Consider the following 22,871-nt stretch of genomic DNA (forward strand, 5'->3'; position numbering starts at 1 on the left):
GATTCAACACGGCGGCCATGATTCAACACGGCGACCATGATTCAACACGGCGGCCATGATTCAACACGGCGACCATGATTCAACACGGCGACCATGATTCAATGGGCCTCCCACTGGATCGAGCTCATATCGATACCTTCCTGGTGCATTTCGAACAAGGGAGACATGTCACGCAAGCGCTTCACGTGCTCAACGACGAGCTCACCCACGTAGTCGACTTCCTCTTCGGTATTGAACTTACCCAAGCCGAAACGAATCGAGCTATGAGCCAGCTCCTCGCCGACGCCGAGCGCGCGCAACACGTAGCTCGGTTCCAGGCTGGCACTCGTGCAGGCGCTCCCGGAGGATACGGCCACGTCCTTGATCGCCATCATGAGCGCCTCGCCTTCGACGAAAGCAAACGAGACATTGAGATTGCCGGGGAGGCGGTGAGGATCGCCGGCACCGTTCAAATAGACTTCGTCGAGATGGTCGCGCAGGTGCTGATGCAGTCGCTGCCGCAACCTCAGCAGGCGTTGGGCGTCGTCGTGCCGTTCTCTGGCCACGAGCTGCGCGGCCCTACCGAAGCCCACGATGCTCGGAACGTTCAGGGTACCGGAGCGCATGCCTCGCTCGTGTCCGCCCCCGTCCATCTCGGCAACCAAGCGTGCACGGGGTTTGGATCGGCGCACATACAGCGCGCCCACGCCTTTCGGCCCGTACATCTTGTGGGCGGAGAAGCTCGCCAGGTCGACCTTCATGGACTCGACATCGAAGTCCACTTTTCCGGCTGCTTGGACTGCATCGCAGTGAAAGAGAACACCCTTTTCGCGGGTCACCTCTCCGATTTCGGCAACGGGGTTGATTGTGCCAATTTCGTTATTGGCAGCCATGATCGAGACGACAATGGTCTTGTCCGTAATAGCGCGGCGGACGTCGTCCGGATCCACCAAACCGTCGCGTCTCACGTCCAGATAGGTAACCTTGAAGCCGCGTTTCTCGAGCCGCTTGCAGGTGTCGAGCACGGCCTTGTGCTCGGTTTTGGCCGTGATGATGTGGTCACCCTTCTCCTTGTAGAATTCTGCGATGCCCTTGAGAGCCAGGTTATCGCTTTCGGTTGCGCCCGAGGTGAACACGATCTCCTTTTCGCTGCGGGCATGGATCAACTCGGCGATCTGCTCGCGAGCGTACTCCACGGCCTCCTCGGCGACCCAGCCGAACACGTGATTGCGGCTGGCAGCGTTGCCGAACTTTTCCGTGAAATAGGGCAGCATGGCCTCGAGCACCCGCGGGTCCACCGGTGTCGTGGCGTGGTAGTCCATGTAGACGGGGAGCTTGACGGTCATGATCGTTACTCTTCTCCTCAGCCGCGGGCTGCGCTCTGCTGTGCACGAAAGCCTGCTACAAGATCGGGCTCCTCTTCGGCGGCTTCGTGGAGCTCGCAGGTACCGCATGCGTTCAGCAGGCGCCGGGGGTCGCACGTGCCGCAGGTCCGTAGATACTCGAGGCTGGCTTCGAGCTCGCCTTCGAGTTGACGCAGGCGCTTGAGCTGTGCGCGTGTCTCCGCCAGCCGATCGCGAAACAGCGACTCGATCTGGTGCATGGCACTGGGTGCCGAGCTACTGGCCTCGAACTGCCCCACGATGGCCTTGATCTCCGACAGCGAGAAGCCCATGTCCTGCAATTTCGTGATCCAGCTGACGCGCAGAACGGAATCCGCGTAGTACAGACGGTAGCCACCCTTGGATCGATGGGCGGGCTCGAGCAGGCCGAGCTCCTCGTACAGGTGCAGGGCTCGTACGGTCTTGCCGGTCTGGCGGGCGAGGTCCCCGACGCGCAGCATTCTGGGCGCAACGGGTCTTCCACCCCGCCTGGCGGGACCGAGTTGAATGGGGCCTGAGGTCATCGATCCAGTCGACTTACTCTTACGTATGCGTAAGGGTTAGACTACGGCTATATGTAAGTCTGGGCATCGACCATGTCAACCGGGAGCGCGAGGGAAGCGCGAGGCGTCCCGCCGCCGAACGCCAGGTGTCCGCCGGGCCATGCCGGCCAAAAGCGAAGTAATTTTGGACCCGTTCTGGCTGGCATGACTTGTGCCTAGCGTTGCGCTGAACCGTCCGCGGCGGGATGGACCCCGCAGGCGGCGGCCGAGCCATGTCCCTCATCGTTCCGATAGCGGTTGCCTGGCTGCTGGCGTTGCTCCTTTCGGCTTGGAGCGTGGGCCACGACTTGCGGCTCGAGCTCGCTCTCGCGGCGCTCGCCTTGGCGTGCTGCGCTCTCCTTGCTGCGGGTGCCGGCGCGAGGCGCTGGGACCTGTGGGGTGGAGTGCTGTCGCTGGCGACGTTGCTGGCGGGGCTGAGCCTCGGCGATGCGCCACAACCTCGCGTCGCCTACCCGGAAGCCGGCCTGTATCGGCTGCGGCTCAGGGTGCAGCAGGTTCGCCATGGGCCGGGCAACGAGGCCAGCACGCGGGCAACGGTGCTCGAAGGAAGTCGGGTGGCAGACCACCGCCCGCTGTTGCCGGGCACGCGCTTGCTCATCGGGCCCCGTCCCCTGCTCGAGGGGAGCGAAGTTTGGCTCCTGGCCCATGTGCGGCCCCTCACGAGCTTCCGCAATGCGACGGCTCGCCGACAGCCGCGCTCGTCGCATCCTATTGACGGCCTTGCCTGGATACCTGAGGTGTCACCCGTGCGCAGTGTCGGTATTTCGACACCGAGCCTGCTGGTCAGGCTCAGGCAGCGCGTGAGAACACGGCTCACGAAAACGCTGCAGCCGCGAACGGCCGGCATCGCGCGCGCGCTCATCCTGGGCGATGGGCGTGCGGTGCAAACCGCCGACAGGCAGGCGGTGCGGCAGGCAGGCCTCTCGCACATCCTGGCTGTTTCAGGGCTGCACGTGGCGATCATGAGCGGCGTGCTCGTGACGCTGCTGCGCCTGTTGCTGCTGCGCTGCGGGTGGCTCGCGAGGCGCTTCGAGGCCCGGCGGCTGGCGTGCCTGCTGGGGGCTCCGCTCGCGCTCGGTGTGGCAGCATTCGCGGGTGGCGCCCCGAGTGCGTGGCGGGCCGCCATCACGGCTGCGCTTGGCTGGTTGTTGGTCGCCGCAGGCAGGAAGCCGGCACCCGGGCCCTTGACCGCCGCTGCCGGACTCGCCTTCACCGTTGCTGCGCCCCAAGATGCAGCCCGGCCGGGGTTTCTCCTCTCCATCGTCGCAACCGCCGCGCTCGTGTCCGCGGCTCCCGCTCGTCGCGCCCGCTTCGCCGACCGCTTGCTGCAGGCTGCGGTCTTGAGCATCAGGGTGACGCTGGCCACTGCTCCCATTGTGTTGTGGTGCTTTGGCAGCTTGCCGCTGATAGGCGTCGTTGCCAACGTCGTTCTGGCTCCCGCCGCGGCCCATGTAGTGATCCCGCTTGCGGCGCTGCACTCCGCTGTGGCCCTTGTGGCGCCCGGTGCAGCTGGGCCCACCGGCTGGCTCATGGAGCACACAAGCGGGGCCTTCATCGCTGCCTGCGGCTGGTTCGGTGAGGCGCCCGGGGTCGATGTGCCACCGCTCAGCCCGCTCCAGGGCACCGTGTTGGCCGTCGCAGCGCTGACCTTGCTGGCGTTGCGCAGCTGGCCCAAGCGCGTGTGGGCCGCGATCCTGGCCACGGTTGTCCTTTTCGCGTTCGAAGTGTGGCAGCACCATGTGGGACAGCCCCGGGACGTGTTGCGCGTCACCTTCGTGGATGTGGGTCAGGGGGATGCGGCACTCATAGATCTGCCGGACGGCCGGGCCATGCTGATCGACGCCGGAGGCAACCCAGGCGGCGGCCCCGATCCCGGGACCCGGGCGCTGCTACCGCTTCTGGGAGAACGACGCCGCTCCCGCATCGACGTGGTTGCCATAACCCACCCACACCCGGATCATTACGGAGGGCTTGCCTCGCTGGTCGATCGCATACCCATCGGTGAGCTGTGGGACACGGGGCAGGGCAGCGCCGAGCAGCCTGACGGGGAGGCCGACAAGCTGTTCGCTCGTGCGCGGGGGCGCGCAACCCGTGTCATCGGTCCAGGAGAGCTTTGCGATCGACCTCGGCAGGCGGGCGGCGCCCGCATCGAGGTGCTGTGGCCGTGTCCCGGCTACGATCCAGGTCTCGATCTGAACGACAACTCGCTGGTGATTCGTATCGCCTTTGGCCGCCATCGCTTCTTGTTCACAGGCGACATCGAGCGCGAGGCCGAGAAGGCGCTCGTGCGGCAAGGGATCGATCTGCGGGCGGATGTGCTCAAGGTTCCGCACCACGGGTCTCGTACGTCCACCGATCCGACTTTTCTGGCGGCGGTGTCACCCAGGCTCGCCGTGCTGAGCACAGGGCGGGGCAATCGCTTCGGGCACCCGCACGCCGAGGTAGTACAGCGCCTCACGGCAGCAACGCGCAGACTCTTGCGCACCGACGAGGACGGTGGCGTGGTGGTCACCAGCGACGGCAACGAGCTCCGGGTTCGGACCTGGAGGGAGCAGATGGGTCCTTAGGGCCCGCGGAAGAATAATCCATCCATTTCGCCGGTTCTGACCACCGCTGGCTATGTTGCTCCTCCTCGAAGTATCCCCAATGCTCCTCGTCGTCGAGCCTCGCCAGCGGCGCCCAGTCCTCACCGAAACACCCGAGTCATTCTTCCGCGGGCCCTTACCTTCGAACGGGTCCTCGGCTCGATCGGCGGATCCGCCTGCGCATGCGCTGGCGCGAGCGTCCGGAGGTGGCCGTTGAAGTTCGTTCACGCTGCCGACCTGCATCTGGACAGCCCAATGGTTGGGCTCAGGCGCTACGAAGGCGCGCCAGTCGAGGAGATCCGCGCCGCCACGAGGCGAGCGCTGGAGAATCTGGTTGAGCTCTGCATAGCGGAGCGGGCAGAGCTCTTGCTGCTGGCCGGTGATCTGTACGATGGCGACTGGCGGGACTACTCGACAGGCCTCTTTTTCGCCGCGCAGATGTCGCGGCTGCGAGAAGCGAGCGTGCGGGTCGTGTGGATCCGCGGCAACCACGACGCTGCCAGCCAGATTACCCGCCACCTGCGTCTGCCCGAGGGTATGCATGAGCTTTCACCGCTCGAGCCGGCAACCTGCACGCTCGAGGATCTGGGTGTCGCCGTGCACGGCCAGGGCTTCGCCAAGCGGGCGATCACCGCGGATCTTGCCGCGACCTATCCGGAGCCCATCCCGGGCCTGTTCAACATCGGCCTGTTGCATACGTGCCTTACCGGGCGGGTCGGCCACGATCCGTATGCGCCTTGCACCACGGAAGCCCTGGTCAACAGGGGCTACGCATACTGGGCCCTAGGACACGTGCACCGGCGAGAGATCGTGTGCTCCGACCCCTGGATCGTGTTTCCGGGCAACCTGCAGGGCCGGCATGCGCGCGAGGTGGGCGACAAGGGCGCAACGCTGGTGACGGTCCAAGACGGCGCGGTGAGCCGGGTTGACCACGTAGCTCTGGACGTCGTGCGCTTCTGCCGCTCGGAGATCGACCTCAGCGACCTCGGCAGCCCCGACGACATGCTGGAGCACGCGCGCCGGCTCCTGGAGCGGGCCGCCGCAGCGGCCGAAGGGCGCACCCTTGCCGCGCGGATCGCGCTGGTGGGCAGCGGGGCACTTCAGCAGCGCCTGGAGGCCGATCCGGAACGATGGGAAAACGAGGTTCGCGTGCTCGCGACCGACCTCGGCGGCTACGGCGTGTGGCTCGAACGCCTGGACTTCGTTCCCGGGCCTTTGGCCAGCGATCCCACGACCCAGGGTGCGGAGGTGCTTCAGCGCCTGCTCGGGTCGATGCATCGGCTCAGGCGAGAGCCTCGGGCGCTGGAGGCGCTGATGAGCGAGCTCGGCCCGCTACGCAGCAAGCTGCCACCCGAGGTGCGGGCGGCTCCCGAGGGCGAGGGCCTGCGCCTGGACAGCCCGTCCGCTCTTGGAGCCCTGCTGGACGACGCGGAGCGCTTGCTGCGCAGCAAATTGGTACCAGCGGACGAACGGTCGTGAGACTGCTCGAGCTCGCGTTGCTCGCGTTTGGGCCGTTCAGCAACCTGACCCTGAGCTTCCGAGCCCCGGGGCCCAAGCTCGTCGTCGTGCACGGCCGCAACGAGGCGGGCAAGAGCACCGTGCTCCGGGCGGTGTCGGCACTTCTGTACGGGATTCCCCGCAGGACGACCGACGTGCAGGTGCATACCGCCTCGGCACTGCGCATCGGAGGCGTGCTTGAACTCGAGGACGGCACGGAGCTGCACCTGGTTCGGCGCCGGAGCGATTTCGCCGATCTGCTGGATCCCGCCGGTCAACCCATGGATGAGGCCGTGTTGACGCGCGCCCTCGGAGGCCTGCCGCAATCGCTCTTTGGGGCCATGTTCGGCCTGAGCCATGACAGCTTGAGGGAGGGCGCGGATGCGTTGCTGCGCGGTGGAGGCGACGTTGGAGAGAGCTTGTTCGACGCGTCGCTTGGAGGACGTGCGGTGCATGACGTGCTGGGCGAGCTGCGCCGGGAATCGGATGCCTTGTTTCGTCCGCGCGGAAAGAGCCCCAGGCTCAACGTGGCGCTTCGGCGCCTGCGTGAGGCCAAGGAGCGAAGCCGCAAGGCTGGTCTGGGCCTTGACGCTTGGCTGCAGCAAGAACAGGCGATCGCCCAGGCCGGCAGCGAGATCGAGCAGCTGAAGCAGCGACGGCACCGGCTGCGCGTGGAGCACAAGGGCCTGGAGCGGGCGCGGCAGGTGCTGCCGCTCTTGGGACGACTGCAGCAGCTGCGAGGGAAGCGCTCGGCGCTGGGCGACGTGGTGTTGCTGCCGAGCAGCGCCAGCAGCGAGCGAGTCGAGCTGCAGCGCAAACTGCTGGCTTGTCTCAGCGAACGCCAGCGCGTGGAGCAGGATACCGCCACGCTCACGCTGCGCAGGCGAGAGCTCGTCGTGCGCGAGGAGCTGGCTCAGGTGGACGAGCCTACCATGGAGGCTCTGACTGCGGATTTCGGCCGCTTCCGCGCGGCGGCCTCGGACCTGCCACGCCGGCGCGCCGAGGCCAAGGCGCTGCGGGAGGAGGTCAGAACGTCGCTCGACCGACTCAGCTGCGTAAGGAGCATCGATCAGGCCAGGGAGACGCGCGTGCCGTCGGCGCTTCAGGCACGGATTCGCAGGCTTGCGCACGAACAGGGTGCCCTGGAGGCTTCGATCTCCCAACTCGAGCGCAACGCCGGCAACCGGCGGCGCAAGCTGGACGCGCTGGCAGCACAAATGAGCAGCTTGCCGGCCGTGCAAGGGCTCGAGCCGTTGCGGCGCGCGCTCGTCGCGGCGCAGGGCCTCGGGGACATCGACTCCATCATCGGGCAGCGTCGTGCCGAGCGCGAGCAGATCAAGACCCGGACCGAGGTCGAGGCCGCGAGCCTCGGTTTGTCGAGCGCCGATCCCGCGGCGCTTGTCGCGCTGGCCTTGCCGGGGATCGAGACGGTCGAGCTTCATGCAAGCCAGCAGCGGGAACGCGACGCGCGTCGTGCCGAGCTGACTCGCCGCGAGCGCGAGCTGCTTCGCAGCAAGTCGGATACGCAGCAGCAGATCGACGAGCTTCGCCGCCAGGGGGACGTGCCGACGGAGTCCGAGCTCGGCGAGCGCCGTCAAGCGAGAGCCCGGGCGTGGCAGCAGCTGCGGGCGCACATGGGCCGGCCGGCGCGAAACGACGTTCCGGGCATTCCGGCAGCGCCGTTGGGGTGTCAGCCCGGCGAGCGGGTGACCCCGGCCGGACAGGGCAGCGACTCCGCTTGCGGCGATCGGGTGCTCGCTTACGAGCAGCTGGTCGCCGAAACAGACGAGATTGCCGACCGGCTGCGCAGAGAGGCCGGCCGCGTGGCCAAGCTCGCCGGGCTGCTCGCCGCGACAAGCCGCCATGACAACGACAGCCAGCGCTTGCAAGCCGAACAGCGGGAGCTTACCGGGTCCGAGCAGGCGGGTCAGCGCGCCTGGAACGAGCTGTGGTCCCCCCGCGGACTGTCACCCGCTTCGCCGGTCGAGATGCGCGGCTGGATGGCGCGATTTCAGGAGCTCAGAGCGCAGGCCATGCGCCAACTCGAGCTCGATCGCGAGCTCGAACGCCTGGTCGCGCGGCGCCGGCAGCAGCGCGCGTTGCTCCGCGAGCGCTTGGGCGAGGCGGGCCGGTGCCACCAGGCCGAGCAGTCCACCGATACGCTGGGTCCTGTGATCGACCAGGCGCTCGCGCTCGTGGCCGAGCTGGAGCAGCGCGCGTCGCAAGCGCGCATGCTCGCTCAGAGCTTCCAGATCGAGCAGGCCGAGCTAGGGGACCTGGAGCGTGAAGTCGGCGACAGCACCCTTGCGCACGCGACGTGGTCTGCGAGCTGGAAGGAAGCGATCGTGCAGCTTGGGATTCCGGCCGAGGCGACGCCGGCCGAGGCGTTGGCCGAGCTCGACGCCTTCGTGAACGTGCGAAGCAAGCTCGCGGAGCTCGACCGCCTCGAGAGGCGCATCGGCGCCATGGAGCGCGACGGCGAGCGGTTTCTGGCGCGCGCGCGAGAGCTCGCGGAGCGGACATGCCCGGAGCTTCGAGATTTGCAGCCCGAAGTCGCGGCGGAGCGCTTGTTGCGCATGCAGCGAAACCACAAGCAGCGCTTGGAGGCGAGGCGGCGCCTGGACGAGGATCTCGCCGACAAACGCGAGCTCCTAGCCGAGCTGAGCGGCCGCGAAGCTCAGGCACAGCGGGGCCTCGCGCTGCTCATGCAGGCGGCCCGCGCCACCAGCATCGAGCGACTCGAGCTCGCCGAACAGCAATCGGAGGCTGCTCTGCGACTGGACTCGGAGCTTTTGGAGACCGAGGCTCAACTGCTGGCCGCCGGTCAGGGGGCTGGCCTCGAGACGCTGCTGGCCGAAACACGCGACCTCGATGTGGATGCGGTCGGCGTGCGCAGCGCGGAAACGGAGAGCGAGCTCGAGCAGATCGAGCAGGAGCTAGAGCGCGCGAGCGAGATCCTGGTGAGGAACGAGGCCGGGCTCGCTCTGCAAAAGGACCGATCGGCGGCTCAGGCAGCTGCCGAGGTGCAGCACTGCGTCGCCGAAGTCGCGGCCCACGCCCGGGGTTACCTGCGCGCGCGACTCGCCACGCTCGTGCTCGAGCGCGAAATCGAGCGCTATTGCAACGAGTATCAGGCGCCCCTGCTCGCGCGCGCGAGCGAGCTTGTGCAAGCGCTCACGCTGGGCCGTTACACGCAGGTTCATGCCGCGGTCGATAGCCGCGGAGGGACCGCCTTGCGCTGCGAGCGCAACGATGGAGTCCAGGTGCCCGTAGACGGCTTGAGCGATGGAACGCGCGATCAGCTGTACTTGGCGTTGCGACTGGCCAGCCTCGAACGCTATGCCGCGCGCGGCTGCGGATTGCCGCTGGTGCTCGATGATGCATTGGTGCACTTCGACGATAAGCGCGCTGCCGCGGCGCTGCGCGTGCTTTCGGACCTGACCCGGCGCACGCAGGTGCTCTTGTTCACTCACCACACCCAGGTCGTGGATCTGGCCCGCAAGGCGGTTGGACGGCAATTGCTGCTCGAGCGGGACCTGCCCGAGCCGACGCAGCCCAGACCCGCGCAACCGGCGCTGCCGCTCGGACCGTAAGACGTCGCCTGAGGGCCCGGGCCCGTGATCAGGAGCAGGGGCTGGGTCCGGTGCTGGGCCGGGATCGGGATCGGGATCCGACACGGGATCTGGCACGGATCGGGATCGCTGTCTTCAGCCTCGGCCCCTGTCTTCGGCCTCGGGTACCCGTGGACGGGTCGATGGAATTGTCCAATCGCGGGATATTCCGGATAAGCCGGAGTCTCATGCTACGATTGCTTCGAGTCATCCCGCCTCGAGTCATCCCGCCTCGAGTCATCCCGCCTCGAGTCATCCCGCTTCGAGTCGTTCTGGTTGGATCCACTCATGAAACCGGATACGCCCGATACGCTGACATGTGTTGGCCACACGCCTCGCCGTTACGTGTCGGCGGCCGCGCTGCTGCTTGCGTTTTCCAGTGCGGCCGCCGGCGGCTGTGCGTACCCGCGGCGCACGACCCGCGTCCAGCCCGCCGTAGGTACCATCAAAGCGGCGGACCGGCCCGACAACCTTTGGGAGCTGCGGCTCGAGAGCGCCGATGTCCCGCCTCGCAAGGCATCGGGGCACCGCTGGGACGATGACGGCAGCAAGCCCGACCCCTTTTTTCGCCTGCAGATCGACGGTCGCGAAGTGTGGCGAAGCCCAACGCGGCCCGACACGCTGCAGCCGGCATGGCGTTCGCCCCTGCCACGCAACATCCACATCACACGCCGATCGCGTTTGCAGCTCGAGCTCTGGGACGATGACGGCCCCTCGGCGGATCCCATCGGTGTCATGCAGCGGCGGGGTCTGCCGGCGTCGATGGTGATTGGCGCGAGCACGCGTTTGTCCTTTCGCAGCATGGCGGTGGTGACGCTTTCGCTGCACCGGGCCAAGGCGCACCGCGGCATCGGCATCCGGTTGTTCGAGGTCCATAGCGACGAGCTGAGGGTGCTCGAGGTCGAGCCCTACTCGCCGGCGGCGCGTGCAGGCATCAAGATCGACGACCGCATCGTGGCCATCGGCGAGCAGGCCGTTGCCGAGCTAGGCGAGCAGGCAGCGGTCGGCCAGCTATCCCTTGCCGCAGACAAACAGGCCGCGCTGAGCGTCGTGGGAGCCGACGGACGCACGCGCAAGGTCAACCTGGACTCGGGCTATCTGTGGCTCACGATGTGAGGTCAGCGCTCCCACGTCAAGACGGCGACACCACGGACGGTGAAGAGGTTGACGGTATTGGCGCACGACGCCGTCTTCAGGCCCTCGTCGAAGCCAAGCTCGACTTCTGTCGGCGAGCCGCGAGGCTTCGACGTGATGGCTACGACGGTGGCGGTGCCCAGCGTGTCCTTGGCACAACCTTGCTGGTGCTCCTGTAGCGAGGTCCGTCCCCATGTGCAGCTTGCTCCTGCTACCTGCGAAATACGACAGGTACAGGCGTGGGGCTGTCGGTCCTGGTGCCATCGCCGAGCTGGCCGTGGCGGCTGTTACCCCAGCAGCGTGCGGAGCCGTCTGCGAGCCACGCGCACGTGTGGGCCCCGCCGGCGACGATGCCACCCTCGGGGCTCATATGCGTCACCCCGCCCGGGCCGACTCCGCTTGCTGAACCGGCATCATCGCAGCCGGCGTCGATCTTGTTCGGCACCACAAGCGAGCCATCGCGGGCGCCGTGGCAGCCAGGCACGCAAAGCAGCACAAGGAGCGTACCGACGGCGCGAGCCGAGCTCGTGGGCGCTCGCCTCGTGAGCGCTGCCAGCAACAAAGCTGGTACCGCTTGCCAGGGAGCGTTGCCGCCGGAAAAAGAAACGCCACAACGTTGGGACTTGGTTCTCATGGTGCCGAGGTGTCGGCTGTCAGCTCGGCGGGAAGGTCGGCACCAGTGAGTGTCTCCAGGAACGCCTTCAAGTCGGCCTTTTCGCCTGATTCGAGATTCAGCGGCACGATCACCGCATCTTTGACGCCCGCGAAGCCGGTGTCGTCGCCCCCGCGGTCGTAGAAATCAATGACGTCCTCGAGCGTGGCGAGCTGGCCCGCGTGCATGTATGGGGCGGTCAGTGCGATCTGGCGAAGGCCCTTGGTGCGGAATCTGCCCCGCTCCACCGCGAGCGGATCGGCGGCTAGACCGGCCAACTTCGTGTCCCCAAAGGTAGCGTCATCACTGAAGTCGCCCCTCGTGTTGAAGATATCACCCAGCAGGCCCTTCAGGTCTCCGAATCTTCCGAGGTCTTCCGCGGGCACGTTCATGCCACTTTGGGCGATCCCCAGGTTGTGGAACGTGTCGTCCGAGAAGTGCGCGTTGTCGTGGCATCGATTGCAGTTGGCTTTGCCGACGAAGAGCTTGAGTCCGCGCTTGGCTGCCGAGCTGATAGCCGCGTCGTTGCCGGCAACAAACCTGTCAAAGGGAGCATCCCGCGCCACGAGCAAACGCATGTATGCGGACAGAGCCTTGCCCACATTGGCAACGACCCGGTTGACGTGGGCCTGATCCGCGGCGCTCATCCTCTCCCATGGGCCGTCGGGATCGGTGGCGACCTTCTTGGGTTTGCCCATCGCTGGAAAACGCGTGGAGCCGGAGCCAAGCGCGGGGTCCAGAGGGGTGCCGGTAAAGACACTGTTGTAGTCGTCCCTGTACTTATCAAACACCACGTGGGCTACGCGCAGGCGCGTAGAATTGAAGATCACACCCGCTTCGAATACTGCGCGGGGCAACGACCATTGCGCATCGAATCGCCCAGCCCAGTTGGTCCATTTGTAGAACGCGGAGTTGACCACCGGCGGAGAGTTGCGCCGGTGGTAGCCCGTGCCCAAGGAGACATTGTTGGGAAGGCTACGCTGGTCGTCGAATGCCGGTCCATCGTGGCAACTTCGGCATGCGATCTTGCCTTCTTCGCCTTCCGCTCCAAGACTGCTGGCGACCTTGATGGGACCGGCCCAGGACTTCTCGAAGAAGAAGCGTTGCCCCAACCTTGCCGCCGCTGCAGCGTCTGCGTGCTTGTTGCTCGGGTCTACCGGCACGGCGGGCAGCGGCGAGAGCCTCGAGTACGCTGTTATCTCCTCCGGAGTGAATACGGGGTCCCCGCACACGGCGTCGCCGGCTTCAGAGCCCCCGCAACCCGCAAAGCTGAGCGCTGCCGGCAACAGGACTAGTACCGCTTGCCAGGGATTATGCTGGATTCCCGCCGGCTCTGACGGCCGCCGGCGGTGTTGCACCTCCTCGAATATGCGCTGCACCGCATCGAAATCAACCGCAGTCTTCGTCGGTGCGCCTTGCCAGCGACCGACAGCCCTCGACGCCAATCGATCACAACCCCTGGCAAGCGGTACTAGTAGCAATTCCTTTGGTAATTCCTTGTCGAGCATTCTTTGCCGCCCTTCCAGACGCCAGGTATCTGAAACACGCCATCCCGAGTGCGAGCATTCGCCGCTCGAGCGTTTGTTGTCGTCTGTTTCGGTTACGCGTGCCGGGACCAGAAGTTCCGCCGAGATACGAGCGAAGCACCTGCTTCCAGAGTCGGCGAGCGTGGCCACAAGGCGGCGGACCGAAGTCGAGATCAGCCGAGTGGGAGCGAATCAGCGGCGATGCCAACTCAAGGGCGCCGGGACCTCAGGTCAAGGAACCGTGCGCCCAGGAGCAACCCGAAAGCCCCCAAGAGGAGCATTGGGAGGATGTGGCCGTACGCAACGTGCCGCGGATGCCCTACGGGGCACCACAGGTCGACCAGCATTGCAGCCGCTGCGCCGGCCGCGACTCCTAGCGCAGCGCCCAGTATTCTCGGGTGAACGGGGTCCGAACCGCGCTTGGCATAGACCCACGCTACCAGAGCAATCGTGCCCATGGTGAAGGAGATCGCGAGGCACTTATTGCCGAACCTGTCAGGCCAGTCGGCGAGTCCCGAGTCAAACAACGAGGTGTAGAGGGTCTTCCACACGAAAACGGCCGCTGGCGTCGCCAAGGCCACGCACAGCAGTAGCCCCGCCGGGCGCCCCAAGCTCGACCGCCCGCGAGCAGCTGCAAGCCATGCCGCGGGCGCTGCGAGCGCTGCGGTACCTAGCGCGGTCCCGACCAGAAGAGACAGAGGCCGGGGCGCTCCCCACTCGCGAATACCTCCGACGAGGAGGAACTCCGCAACCATCAGGCCGACCGCCATCAGGGCGAGACACCAGTTCGTGCGCCGGACGTCCCGGCGCACGCTCGATGGCTCCGCAGCCACTTTGCGCAGCACAGCCTCACGCAGGTCTTGGCTTGGCACTTCCATACAAGTCTTCCCTTCAATCCCTCCCAGCTCGTCCGCGGAGCGCTACCCGAATCGCAGCGTACGCCCTATGGGTGAGCGCCTTGACCGACGGGACCGTGGTTCCCATGACCTCGGCGGTCTGGGCTAGGGACAGGCCGTCCAGCTTCACGAATTCAAAGGCAAGGCGTTGCGCGCGGGGCAGGTCCGCCAGGATACCGTCGAGGGCGGCGCTCGATTGTTTCAATTCCATGAGGGTGTCTGCCAGCTCCTGCACCTCGAGGACGGGTTCCAACTCCTCGCGCAAGAGGCGACGCCGGCCAGAGCATCGCAGATGGTCCATCCACAGCCGAAGCGCGATCGCTATGGCCCACGTGCTGGCGGAGGCGCCGCGCCTGAATTGGCCGCGCGCACGGTGCATACGGATGAACGTTTCCTGCACGAGGTCTTCCGCAACCGATGTATCCGTCAGCCTGCGCCTCAACACGCCGTACAGGACCGGAGACAGCTGGTCATAGACGATCTCGAAGGCTGCGTCGTCCCCGTCGGCATACCGGTCCATGGCCGCGCTGGCAGCATCGGGGGCGATGGTAGAGGGTCGCAGCATCTTCGTCTATTGTTCCGGAGCGGCTGACTGACTATCGGTGAATACGTTCATCATGACGAGGAGTTCCGGTCAGATTCCCGCACCCGAGGTCCGCCTCCGATCCGAGCAGCACCCGACGGGACCTTCGCAGTCGCACGCAGCGCTGCAAGTCCAGCGTTTGGGTTCGTGTCGTCCAGCGGTGTTGCGCCGCCTTCGAATACAGAGAGTATTCGCGCGAGAGCGCGCCTTGCTGGCCGGGCGCCTCGAAGCCGGCCTGGCAATGCTATTTTGATCCGACGCCTTGGCTCATATTTCGGCGAGCAGGACCATTTCCTCGGCAATGCGGTCCACCGACGGCACTACCGCATCCATCAGCTCCACGTTGTACGGAATGGGCACATCCGGCGCAGCCACCCGCTGCACGGGAGCGTCGAGATCGAAGAACGCCTCCTTGGCGAGCACGGCAGCCACCTCGGCGCCGAAACCGGCGGTCAGCATATCTTCGTGCACGATCAAGCAGCGGCCCGTCCTGCGGACCGACTCGAGCACCCGGTCCTTGTCCCAGGGAACCAGCGTGCGCAGATCCAGTACCTCGGCGTCGACACCGGACTGCTCGGCTGCTCGCTGGCAGCGCTCTACCAGCGCACCCCAGGTGACCACGCTCAGCTGCGTTCCGGGCCGTGCCACGCACAGCTTCCCCAGCGGCAGGACGTAGTGGTCACCCGGATAGGGCCGCCGCGCGCTCGGGGCGTCCAGCAGGTTGCGGTACTCGAAGAACACGCTCGGGTTATCGCTGCGCATGGCCGCGCGCAAGAGGCCGACCGCGTCCTCGGCGTTGGAAGGGCAGATCACCTGCCAGCCGACCGCGTGGGCAAAGATCACCTCGCTCGTGACGCTGTGCCAGGGATCACCGCACTTGAAGAAGCCGCCGGGCAAGCGCACCACGATCGGCGCGGCAAAGCGGTTGTAGGTGCGCCAGCGAATCGTCCCGCAGTTGTTGAGCTGTTCGGTGGCGGGATCGGCGTACTTTCGGAACTGGATCTCGGCCACCGGCAATAGCCCAGCTGCAGCCATGCCCACAGCGCGGCCGACGATGCCCTCTTCCGAGAGGCTGGTGTCGAACACGCGCGCCTCGCCGAAGCGTTCGTGCAGTCCCGTGGTGGCGGCGTGCACCCCACCCTTGGGGCCAACGTCCTCTCCAAACACGAGGCACTTGGGATTGGTCGCGAGCTCGACTTCCAGCGTGCGCCGAATCGCGGCCACCATGTTGATGCGACGCGGCTCCGGCTCGGGCAGCGCGCTGGACGCCGGAAAGCGATGACCCTCGGGCGCGAGCCCGCCCTGCAGGGCCACATCGGGGGAGCCATCGGGCCGGCGCTCGCGAAAGACGTAACGCCGGATGCTCCCGGGGTCGGGCTTGGGGCGTGCGCTGACCCGCTTCAGCGCCTCCGCTACTTCCCCCGCGGCGCTCTGCTCCTGCGCCTGCCACTCGCTCTCGGAAAGCAGCGCCGGCACCAGGTAGTCATGGAGCCTGTTCAAGGGGTCGGACGCCCGCTCTCGCTGCAGCTCCTCGGGCGACTTGTAGGCCTGCGTGTCTTGACCCGAGTGCCCGCTCAGACGAGGCACCGTCAGACGGATCAGGGCCGGTCCCCGCTCCTGTCGCACCGCGGTCACGGCGGCATGGAGCTTGGCTGCCGCTTCGGCAGGATCGCTGCCGCTGCCGTCGAAGATCTGCAGGCTGGCGAACGACTGCAGATTCTCGGCGATGTTGCCCCCGGGGGTCTGCTTGTCGGCGGGCACGGAAATCGCGTAACGGTTGTCCTCGATGTAGAAGAGCAAGGGCAGGCGCAGGGTCGTCGCCATGGTGAGCGCCGACCAGAAGCCGTTGGTCGCTACGGCTCCCTCGCCGCCCAGGACCGCGGCCATCGCGCCCGCATAGGCCGGCTCACCAAGCTGCTTGCGACGGTACACGAGCGCCTGGGCCCAGCCGGCGGCAGGCGTGAACTGCGACCCGACGTCACCGGACATGGGCAAGACCGTGGCCTTGGCGCCTTGGAGCCGGCCAGGCAGGTTGCACACGACTCCGATGTCCCTGCCGTTGCTGAACCCGCCGGAGAAAGCCATGGGGCCCGCCAGCGCATCGTCGAGCGACAGACCCAGCGTCAGCAGCAGGGGCCGCGAGCGATAATAGGCGCTGGCGGCATCGTGCGGGTGGCTGAGCAGGCTGCCCAAGAGCACCTGCGCCAGATCGTGGCCGCGCGCGGTGAACTGATACAGTACGCGCTTGCCGGGGTAGAGCTCGGTCTCTTCGACGTGATCGAGGGCTCTCGAGCGGAGCACGAAGCGGGTGACCGCCCTCCAGTCGAAGTTCGGATCAAGCTCTGCGCCGAGCTCGTCTGCGGACACGGCTTCCACCGCCAGCTACCCGCTCTCCGTCAACACAGCGGCTCGAGTCAACACAGCGGCTCGAGTCAACACAGCGGTTTGGGTCAACACAGCGGTTTGGGTCAACACAGCCTCCGGCCACTCAGGCCACGATCCCCAACCAAAGGGCCCTAACCATTGTACCACTTGCGGCGAGCGGGTGGTCCGTGCCAATCCAGCATGCGGCTGGCGCGGGCTCGGTCGGCCCCGGTCGCGGTAGCTCGGGCGCGCGGCGCAGTCGTGGCATGCCGTTTGGCCCGCGCTGCGTGTGCCAGCCCGGTGTGTGATCCTGTGTGCGTGATCCGGCGTGCGTGACCCGAGCTGCGCGAGGCGGCGCTCAGGAGCCCCCGCGCTCGACCGCGTTCGGGCGCCCCGACAATCTGCTAGCATATTGCACATGAGCGACATGCCTGCGACCGAGCCGTCCGAAAAAGAGCGCGCGTTTCAGGCCCGTATCGATGCCGGTTTGAAGGTCGAGCCCAAGGACTGGATGCCTGATGCCTACCGCAAGCAGCTGATCCGGATGATGTCGCAGCACGCGCATTCCGAGTACGTGGGCATGCTGCCAGAAGGCAACTGGATTACCCGGGCTCCATCGCTGCGTCGCAAGCTTGCCCTGCTGGCCAAGGTCCAGGACGAAGCCGGACACGGCTTGTATCTGTACAGCGCAACCGAAACGCTGGGGGTCGGCCGGAAGGAGCTGCTGGAAGCGCTCTTGAGCGGCCGAGCCAAATACTCGAATATCTTCAACTATCCGAGCCTGAGCTGGGCGGATATCGGCATGATTGGCTGGCTTGTGGACGGGGCGGCGATCATCAACCAGACCATGCTCGCGCGCTGCTCCTACGGCCCGTACGCGCGTGCCATGGTCCGTATCTGCAAGGAAGAGAGCTTCCACCACAAACAAGGGTTCGAGATCGTGGCGAAGATGGCCAAGGGCTCGCCCAAGCAGAAACACATGGCGCAGGATGCGCTCAACCGCTGGTGGTGGCCGTCGCTCATGATGTTCGGCCCTTCCGACAAGGACTCGCCCCACAGCGCCGTCTTGCTCAAGTGGCGCGTCAAGCGCCGCTCGAACGACGAGCTGCGGCAACGCTTCGTTGACACGCGTGCGGTTCAAGCACGTCTGGTCGGCCTTCGGATCCCGGATCCGGACCTGCGCTACGATCCGAAGACCGGCCATTGGCACTACGGTCCGATCGACTGGGACGAGTTCTTCCGCGTGATCAAGGGCGGGGGACCCTGCAACCGGGATCGGCTGCGGGCTCGCCGCAAGGCGCACGAGCAAGGGGCTTGGGTACGGCAGGCCGCCGCTGCGTATGCCCGGAAGCGAGCGCCCCAGCAGGAAGCCGGCAGCACAAGGAAAACAGGCAACGATGTCGACCAACGACGGTGACCGGCCCTCGAGCTGGCACTCCGATCAATGGCCCTTGTGGGAAGTCTTCGTGCAGCCAGCCACCGGCAAACCCCACGAGCATGCTGGCAGCGTTCACGCACCAGACGCCGAGCTTGCGCTTCAAAACGCGCGCGATGTCTACACCCGCCGCAGCGAGGGAACCAACCTCTGGGTCGTTCCGTCCGAAGCGATCGTGGCGAGCCTGGCCGAGGACGCGGAGGCCTTCTTCGATCCTGCCGATGACAAGATCTACCGCCATCCCCAGTTCTACAAGGTACCACGGGGGACCAGGGACCTATGACCCGCAGGTACACGCCGGATACCTTGCCCGGCGAGCTCAGGCCGAGCGTGTTCGAGTACCTTCTGCGGCTGGGGGACGACAGCCTGATCCTGGGTCATCGCCTATCCGAATGGTGCGGCCACGCGCCGATCCTCGAAGAAGACATCGCCATCAGCAACGTGGCGCTGGATCGGATCGGTCAAGCGAGCCACCTGTTGAAGCTGGCCGGACAGATCGAAGGCAGCGGCCGGAGCGAAGACGATCTGGCGTTCTTCAGGGACGAAACCGACTTCCGCAATCTGCAGCTGGTCGAGCTTCCCAAGGGCGACTACGGCTTCACCATCGCTCGCCAGCTGCTGTTCGACAGTTACAGCGTGCTGCTGTTCGACCAGCTGCGCTCGAGCCGCCTCGAGCCGCTGGCCGGCATCGCTGCCAAGGCGCTCAAGGAGTGCCGCTACCACGTGCGCCACGCCCGGGAGTGGATGCTGCGCTTCGGCGACGGAACCGAGGAGAGCCACCAGCGCGCCCAGCAGGCCCTGGACACGCTCTGGCCCTACACCGCGGAGCTCTTCTGCTCGGATAGCATCGAGCAAGCGATCGCAGCGGCCGGCGTGGGTCCCCTGGGCAGTTCGTTGGAGGCCGATTGGCGGGAGGGCATCGAGGCGGTAATCGCCGAGGCTACCCTGAAGCTGCCGCCGGAAGACCTGCGCCTCGGTGGCGGCCGCAGCGGGCTGCACAGCGAGCATCTCGGGCATCTGCTTGCCGAGATGCAGATCCTGCCGCGCTCGTACCCAGGGTTGTGCTGGGGGTAGAGACACGCACGGCATGACCGCGGATAGCAAGACACGGAAGACCACGCAGGAGGTTCGCGATCTCCTCAAGCAGGTACAGGACCCGGAGCTTCCAGGCATCAGCATCGTGGACCTGGGCATGGTCCGCGAGGTGTGTGTCGCCGGCCACGGCAGCGTCAGGGTCGACATCACGCCAACCTACTCCGGCTGTCCGGCGCTGAAGCTGATCGAAGACCAGGTCCTCGCGGTCCTCGCTGCAGGCGGTTTCTCGAACGTCGTCATGAATACGGTCTTTTCGCCGGCCTGGACCACCGACTGGCTGAGCGACGACGCTGCCGCGAAGCTGCGAACCATGGGCATCGCGCCGCCCGGTCCCGTGCCTGCCGAGCGACCGCAGCGCAATCCCCTGTTGCGTTTGCGTGTCTTGCCTGCCGATGAGCCGGTGCCCTGCCCCTGGTGCGGGTCCAGCAGCACAGCGCTACGCAGCCGGTTCGGCGCCACCGCCTGCAAGGCGCTGCACTACTGCGACGGCTGTCAGCAACCCTTCGAGCACTTCAAGCCGCTGTAGCTTCGCTTCTTCTAGTTCGCGTGGTTGCCGAGATCCGCGAGCAGCTGCTGGCGGGTGGCGGCGCTGATCACCATGCGCGAGGTGTAGTGCGGGTGGATCACCTCGATGGCTACCAGCGCGCCGGGGTTGTTCAGCTCGCGCTGGGCCGCTTCCGAGACCTCGAACGTTACGTAGTTGACGGCAGGGGTGCGGCCGGGCTCTTCTCCGGGCTGGCGCCTGAAACGGGCACGCACGCGTTGCGCCCCGAAGATCAGAAAAAGGTGCTGCTCCAGGTCCGAGAGTTGACGGGCCTTGCGCCGGCGCTCGACGCGGTCCTCGTATTCGACAAACAGCGTCGCCGAGAGCGCTCCGGGCTCGGGGATCAGCTCGTTGTAGGTTTCGAGCTCGTGGGCGATCGCGTCGTTGTCCGTGATCCGTTCCGCACGCAGCATCTCTTGAATCTGCAAGAGCACGGTGTCGTGATTCTCGAAGACCAGCGACAGGTGCTGGCCCAGCTGCACCCGGCGGGCGCGCTTGAGCGCGATCACCCGGTTGCGAAAGCGCGCACGCACGACCTCGTACTCGCCGAGAGGCAACAATTCCGACCGTTCAACCTTGCGCATGGCGGCACACTATCCCTTGGAAGCGGGACCGCAAGGCGGCAGCCCGTAGGCTCGATTGAGCAGCTCGACGGGATGCCAAACGTCCACGCCAAGCTCGCCGGCGAGTCGTTGGCCTGACAGCGGGCAGTCCGAGCTGATCACGTCGTACTGCCCCGCCCGCATGCCCTGCGTCAACTTGCGGCAATAGCGGCGACCCAGCTCGTAGTATTGCGCTTTCATACCCCAGGTTCCGTCCACCGCGGAACACTCTTCGATCAGGTCCACCTCGGTGCCAGGCACTTTCGACAGCAAGATTCGCGCGGGCGCGCCGATCTTTTGGGCCCGCAGGTGACAGGCCGCGTGATAGCCAACCCGACCGAGGGGCGCGGCAAATTCGCGGCTCAGGGTCTTGTCGCGCCAGCGCAGGCGCAAAAACTCCATGAGATCCCAGGTGTGCTCGGAGACCTGCTGCGCCTCGGCAGTGCCAAGCAGGCGCGGAAGCTCCTTTTTCAGGACGTAGCTGCAGGTCGGCCCCGGCACGACCACGGGGATGCCTCGGGCCACCAGCGGATAGAGCGCATCGACGTTGCGCCGGGCCTTGGTCAGCGCCGAGTCGACGTCGCCGCCATCGAGGTTCGGCATGCCGCAGCAGGTCTGTGTGCCGGGAAAGGACACCTCGAAACCGTTGTGCTCGAGTACCTGCGCCGCGGCGATCCCCGTTGACGGCATGTTGTAGTCGGTCGTACAGGTCACGAACAATGCCACGCGCTCCTCGCCGTTTGTGGTCGCCAACGCCGTCCGACCTCGCGTGGCCCCGCTGCTGCCAGCAAGCGACCCGGCCCTACGGGCAAACCAACGTCTGAAGGACACCGGGGCAAAGGGCGGAAGATTGAACTCCGCGCTGATGCCTGTGGCACGTTGCTGGATCTTGCGCAGCAGGCGGTTTTCGTTGACCAGGTTGGCAAGCCGAGCTTGCGGGCCCGAGCTCAGGCGCCCGAGCAGCTGCGGCTCGCCGAGCACGCGGTCCTGAAACCGCACGCCCCGGGCACGCGCGCGCTGCGCCTTGTGCCGCAGCATCAGGCGCGGAAAATCGAGCACGAACGCGTGCCCGTCGTCGGGCGTGTAGGGACACTTGAAGTAGCATAGCTTGCACTGGTAGCACAGGTCGTTGACCGCCTCGCAATCCTGTGCCGTGAGCGCTTCCGTCTCTCCATGGCCCGCCTGCTCGTGCGCGTCGATACGGCGGAACAGCTCCGGGAACGCAGGGCAGTAGCCGACGCACATGCGGCAGCTGTGGCAGACGCTGAAAACGCGACTGAGCTCGACGTCAAGGTCGCGCCGGTCCCAATAGCGGGCGTCCCCGGGCTCCAAGCTCGGTGGTTGTTCGGGTCTCACGATCGCCCAACTCTTCGTCCAGAATGCCCGCGGATCGGGCTCCGGCGGGGCACGACCTGGCTCGTTCGCCGGTCGGCGGCCCCAAGCAGAAAGCCGCGCGAACGGACGCAGCAAAAAGGCTCAGTCGAGGTTGTCCAGCGCCTTTTGAAAGCGCCCGGCGTGCGATTTCTCGGCTTTGGCGAGCGTCTCGAACCACTCCGCGATGTCTTCGAAGCCCTCCTCCCGCGCGGACCTGGCCATGGTGGGATACATCTCGGTGTATTCGTAGGTCTCGCCTGCTACGGCAGCCGCGAGGTTCTTGTCCGTGCCCCCGATCGGTTTGCCCGTCGCCGGATCGCCCACCTGCTTCAAGTAGTCAAGGTGACCGTGCGCGTGCCCGGTCTCACCGTCGGCGGTATCGCGGAACAGGCCGGCCACGTCGGGATAGCCCTCCACATCCGCGACCTTGGAAAAATAGAGGTAGCGCCGGTTGGCCTGGGACTCGCCGGCAAACGCGTCCTTGAGGTTCTGCTCGGTCTTGGATCCTTTCAACTGAGTCATGGCTCTCCTTGCCCCGTCGTGTTGACGGTGTCGTTGTCGCCCAGAATCGGGCATCCGGAGTTGGGACTACTGCAAGTTGACTTCTCGGTGGTTGGCGTGGCCTCGCCGCAGCGCTGGCACAGCCCCCGGTAGATCGTTTCGACACGATCCACAGTGAAGTGAGCAAGCACGCTCGCCAGCTCGCCCGCGGCTGGCTCGCCCACGGCTGCTGGGCGCGCCACGTCGTAGATGATCCCGCAGCGGTCGCACTGGGCGTGGTCGTGCGGGACAGGGTTCGGATCGAAACGCGACGCGCCCGCAAGACTGAGCTGCCTGCACTGGCCCAGCGAAACCAGTGTCGCGAGGGTATTGTAGACGGTGGCGAACGCCATGGAGGGAAACTCGCGCCGCAAACGTTCGTAAAGCCTCTGTGCGCTGGGGTGGCCAGGGTCCCGTGCCAGGCATCGAACGATGGCGAGCCGTTGCGGCGTCAGCTTGAATCCGGCTTCACGCAGCGCCGCTGTCGCGCGCCGCACACGTTCCTCCGG

At 66.3% G+C, this 22,871-nt stretch carries 20 protein-coding genes; 9 read left to right on the forward strand and 11 right to left on the reverse strand.

All coding sequences use genetic code 11. The features are described from left to right. Nucleotides 1-98: 98 nt before the first annotated feature. A complete protein-coding gene (locus tag MJD61_21835; GenBank protein MCG8557899.1) occupies nt 99-1,325 on the reverse strand; it encodes an IscS subfamily cysteine desulfurase in 1,227 nt (408 codons plus the stop codon). 17 nt (nt 1,326-1,342) lie between these two features. Beyond that, a complete protein-coding gene (locus MJD61_21840) occupies nt 1,343-1,885 on the reverse strand; it encodes a MerR family transcriptional regulator (protein MCG8557900.1) in 543 nt (180 codons plus the stop codon). Between the two features lie 251 nt (nt 1,886-2,136). Between MJD61_21840 and MJD61_21845 the strand changes: the two genes are divergently transcribed. The 5 genes from MJD61_21845 to MJD61_21865 all read left to right on the forward strand — a co-directional run bounded on the left by MJD61_21845 (nt 2,137) and on the right by MJD61_21865 (nt 10,930). Continuing rightward, nucleotides 2,137-4,491, forward strand: a complete 2,355-nt coding sequence (locus tag MJD61_21845) for a DNA internalization-related competence protein ComEC/Rec2 (protein MCG8557901.1) — start codon at nt 2,137-2,139, stop codon at nt 4,489-4,491. A 231-nt stretch (nt 4,492-4,722) separates the two neighbouring features. Beyond that, a complete protein-coding gene (locus tag MJD61_21850) occupies nt 4,723-5,988 on the forward strand; it encodes a DNA repair exonuclease (protein MCG8557902.1) in 1,266 nt (421 codons plus the stop codon). Then, on the forward strand, nt 5,985-9,599 hold the full coding sequence (locus MJD61_21855; GenBank protein ID MCG8557903.1) for an AAA family ATPase: 3,615 nt from the start codon (nt 5,985-5,987) through the stop codon (nt 9,597-9,599). The genes MJD61_21850 and MJD61_21855 overlap by 4 nt, the downstream gene beginning before the upstream one ends. 306 nt (nt 9,600-9,905) lie before the next feature. Continuing rightward, entirely contained in the window at nt 9,906-10,733 is an 828-nt protein-coding gene (locus MJD61_21860) for a PDZ domain-containing protein (protein ID MCG8557904.1), read from the forward strand. Beyond that, entirely contained in the window at nt 10,730-10,930 is a 201-nt protein-coding gene (locus MJD61_21865) for a hypothetical protein (protein ID MCG8557905.1), read from the forward strand. The genes MJD61_21860 and MJD61_21865 overlap by 4 nt, the downstream gene beginning before the upstream one ends. A gap of 32 nt (nt 10,931-10,962) precedes the next feature. Here MJD61_21865 and MJD61_21870 read toward each other — a convergent pair whose 3' ends face one another. The 5 genes from MJD61_21870 to MJD61_21890 all read right to left on the reverse strand — a co-directional run bounded on the left by MJD61_21870 (nt 10,963) and on the right by MJD61_21890 (nt 16,775). Beyond that, nucleotides 10,963-11,385 carry an RCC1 domain-containing protein gene (locus MJD61_21870; protein ID MCG8557906.1) on the reverse strand — a complete coding sequence of 141 codons (423 nt, stop codon included), beginning with the start codon at nt 11,383-11,385 and terminating at the stop codon, nt 10,963-10,965. Next, nucleotides 11,382-12,848, reverse strand: coding sequence for a hypothetical protein (locus MJD61_21875; protein ID MCG8557907.1), 1,467 nt, complete (start codon nt 12,846-12,848; stop codon nt 11,382-11,384). Before MJD61_21875 ends, MJD61_21870 begins: the two co-directional genes overlap by 4 nt. 290 nt (nt 12,849-13,138) lie before the next feature. Further along, entirely contained in the window at nt 13,139-13,807 is a 669-nt protein-coding gene (locus tag MJD61_21880; protein MCG8557908.1) for an NrsF family protein, read from the reverse strand. Between the two features lie 13 nt (nt 13,808-13,820). Continuing rightward, nucleotides 13,821-14,390 carry an RNA polymerase sigma factor gene (locus tag MJD61_21885; protein ID MCG8557909.1) on the reverse strand — a complete coding sequence of 190 codons (570 nt, stop codon included), beginning with the start codon at nt 14,388-14,390 and terminating at the stop codon, nt 13,821-13,823. Between the two features lie 285 nt (nt 14,391-14,675). Further along, nucleotides 14,676-16,775, reverse strand: a complete 2,100-nt coding sequence (locus MJD61_21890) for a thiamine pyrophosphate-dependent enzyme (GenBank protein MCG8557910.1) — start codon at nt 16,773-16,775, stop codon at nt 14,676-14,678. Nucleotides 16,776-17,190: 415 nt separating this feature from the next. On the opposite strand from MJD61_21890, the gene paaA reads away from it, so the two are divergent. Genes paaA through paaJ form a run of 4 tightly spaced genes read left to right on the forward strand, consistent with a single transcriptional unit; the run spans nt 17,191 to nt 19,828 of the window. Then, nucleotides 17,191-18,189 carry a 1,2-phenylacetyl-CoA epoxidase subunit A gene (paaA, locus tag MJD61_21895; GenBank protein MCG8557911.1) on the forward strand — a complete coding sequence of 333 codons (999 nt, stop codon included), beginning with the start codon at nt 17,191-17,193 and terminating at the stop codon, nt 18,187-18,189. Further along, entirely contained in the window at nt 18,170-18,490 is a 321-nt protein-coding gene (gene paaB / locus MJD61_21900) for a 1,2-phenylacetyl-CoA epoxidase subunit B (protein MCG8557912.1), read from the forward strand. Before paaA ends, paaB begins: the two co-directional genes overlap by 20 nt. Continuing rightward, nucleotides 18,487-19,281, forward strand: a complete 795-nt coding sequence (gene paaC, locus MJD61_21905; protein ID MCG8557913.1) for a phenylacetate-CoA oxygenase subunit PaaC — start codon at nt 18,487-18,489, stop codon at nt 19,279-19,281. The genes paaB and paaC overlap by 4 nt, the downstream gene beginning before the upstream one ends. Nucleotides 19,282-19,294: 13 nt before the next feature. Beyond that, complete coding sequence (paaJ, locus tag MJD61_21910; protein ID MCG8557914.1) at nt 19,295-19,828, forward strand: phenylacetate-CoA oxygenase subunit PaaJ; 534 nt, start codon at nt 19,295-19,297, stop codon at nt 19,826-19,828. An 11-nt stretch (nt 19,829-19,839) separates the two neighbouring features. On the opposite strand, the gene MJD61_21915 is transcribed toward paaJ, so the two are convergent. The 4 genes from MJD61_21915 to MJD61_21930 form a co-directional block, all read right to left on the reverse strand. Beyond that, nucleotides 19,840-20,430 (reverse strand): DUF3501 family protein, encoded by a 591-nt coding sequence (locus tag MJD61_21915; GenBank protein ID MCG8557915.1) that lies wholly within the window; start codon nt 20,428-20,430, stop codon nt 19,840-19,842. A 9-nt stretch (nt 20,431-20,439) separates the two neighbouring features. After that, on the reverse strand, nt 20,440-21,804 hold the full coding sequence (locus MJD61_21920) for a hypothetical protein (protein ID MCG8557916.1): 1,365 nt from the start codon (nt 21,802-21,804) through the stop codon (nt 20,440-20,442). A 120-nt stretch (nt 21,805-21,924) separates the two neighbouring features. Further along, nucleotides 21,925-22,344 carry a rubrerythrin family protein gene (locus tag MJD61_21925; GenBank protein ID MCG8557917.1) on the reverse strand — a complete coding sequence of 140 codons (420 nt, stop codon included), beginning with the start codon at nt 22,342-22,344 and terminating at the stop codon, nt 21,925-21,927. Further along, the gene (locus tag MJD61_21930; protein MCG8557918.1) at nt 22,341-22,859 is read right to left on the reverse strand and encodes a transcriptional repressor; all 519 of its coding nucleotides are present in this window, start codon (nt 22,857-22,859) and stop codon (nt 22,341-22,343) included. The genes MJD61_21925 and MJD61_21930 overlap by 4 nt, the downstream gene beginning before the upstream one ends. Nucleotides 22,860-22,871: the final 12 nt, after the last annotated feature.

It is taken from the genome of Pseudomonadota bacterium, assembly GCA_022361155.1.
Lineage (GTDB): Bacteria > Myxococcota_A > Polyangia > Polyangiales > JAKSBK01 > JAKSBK01.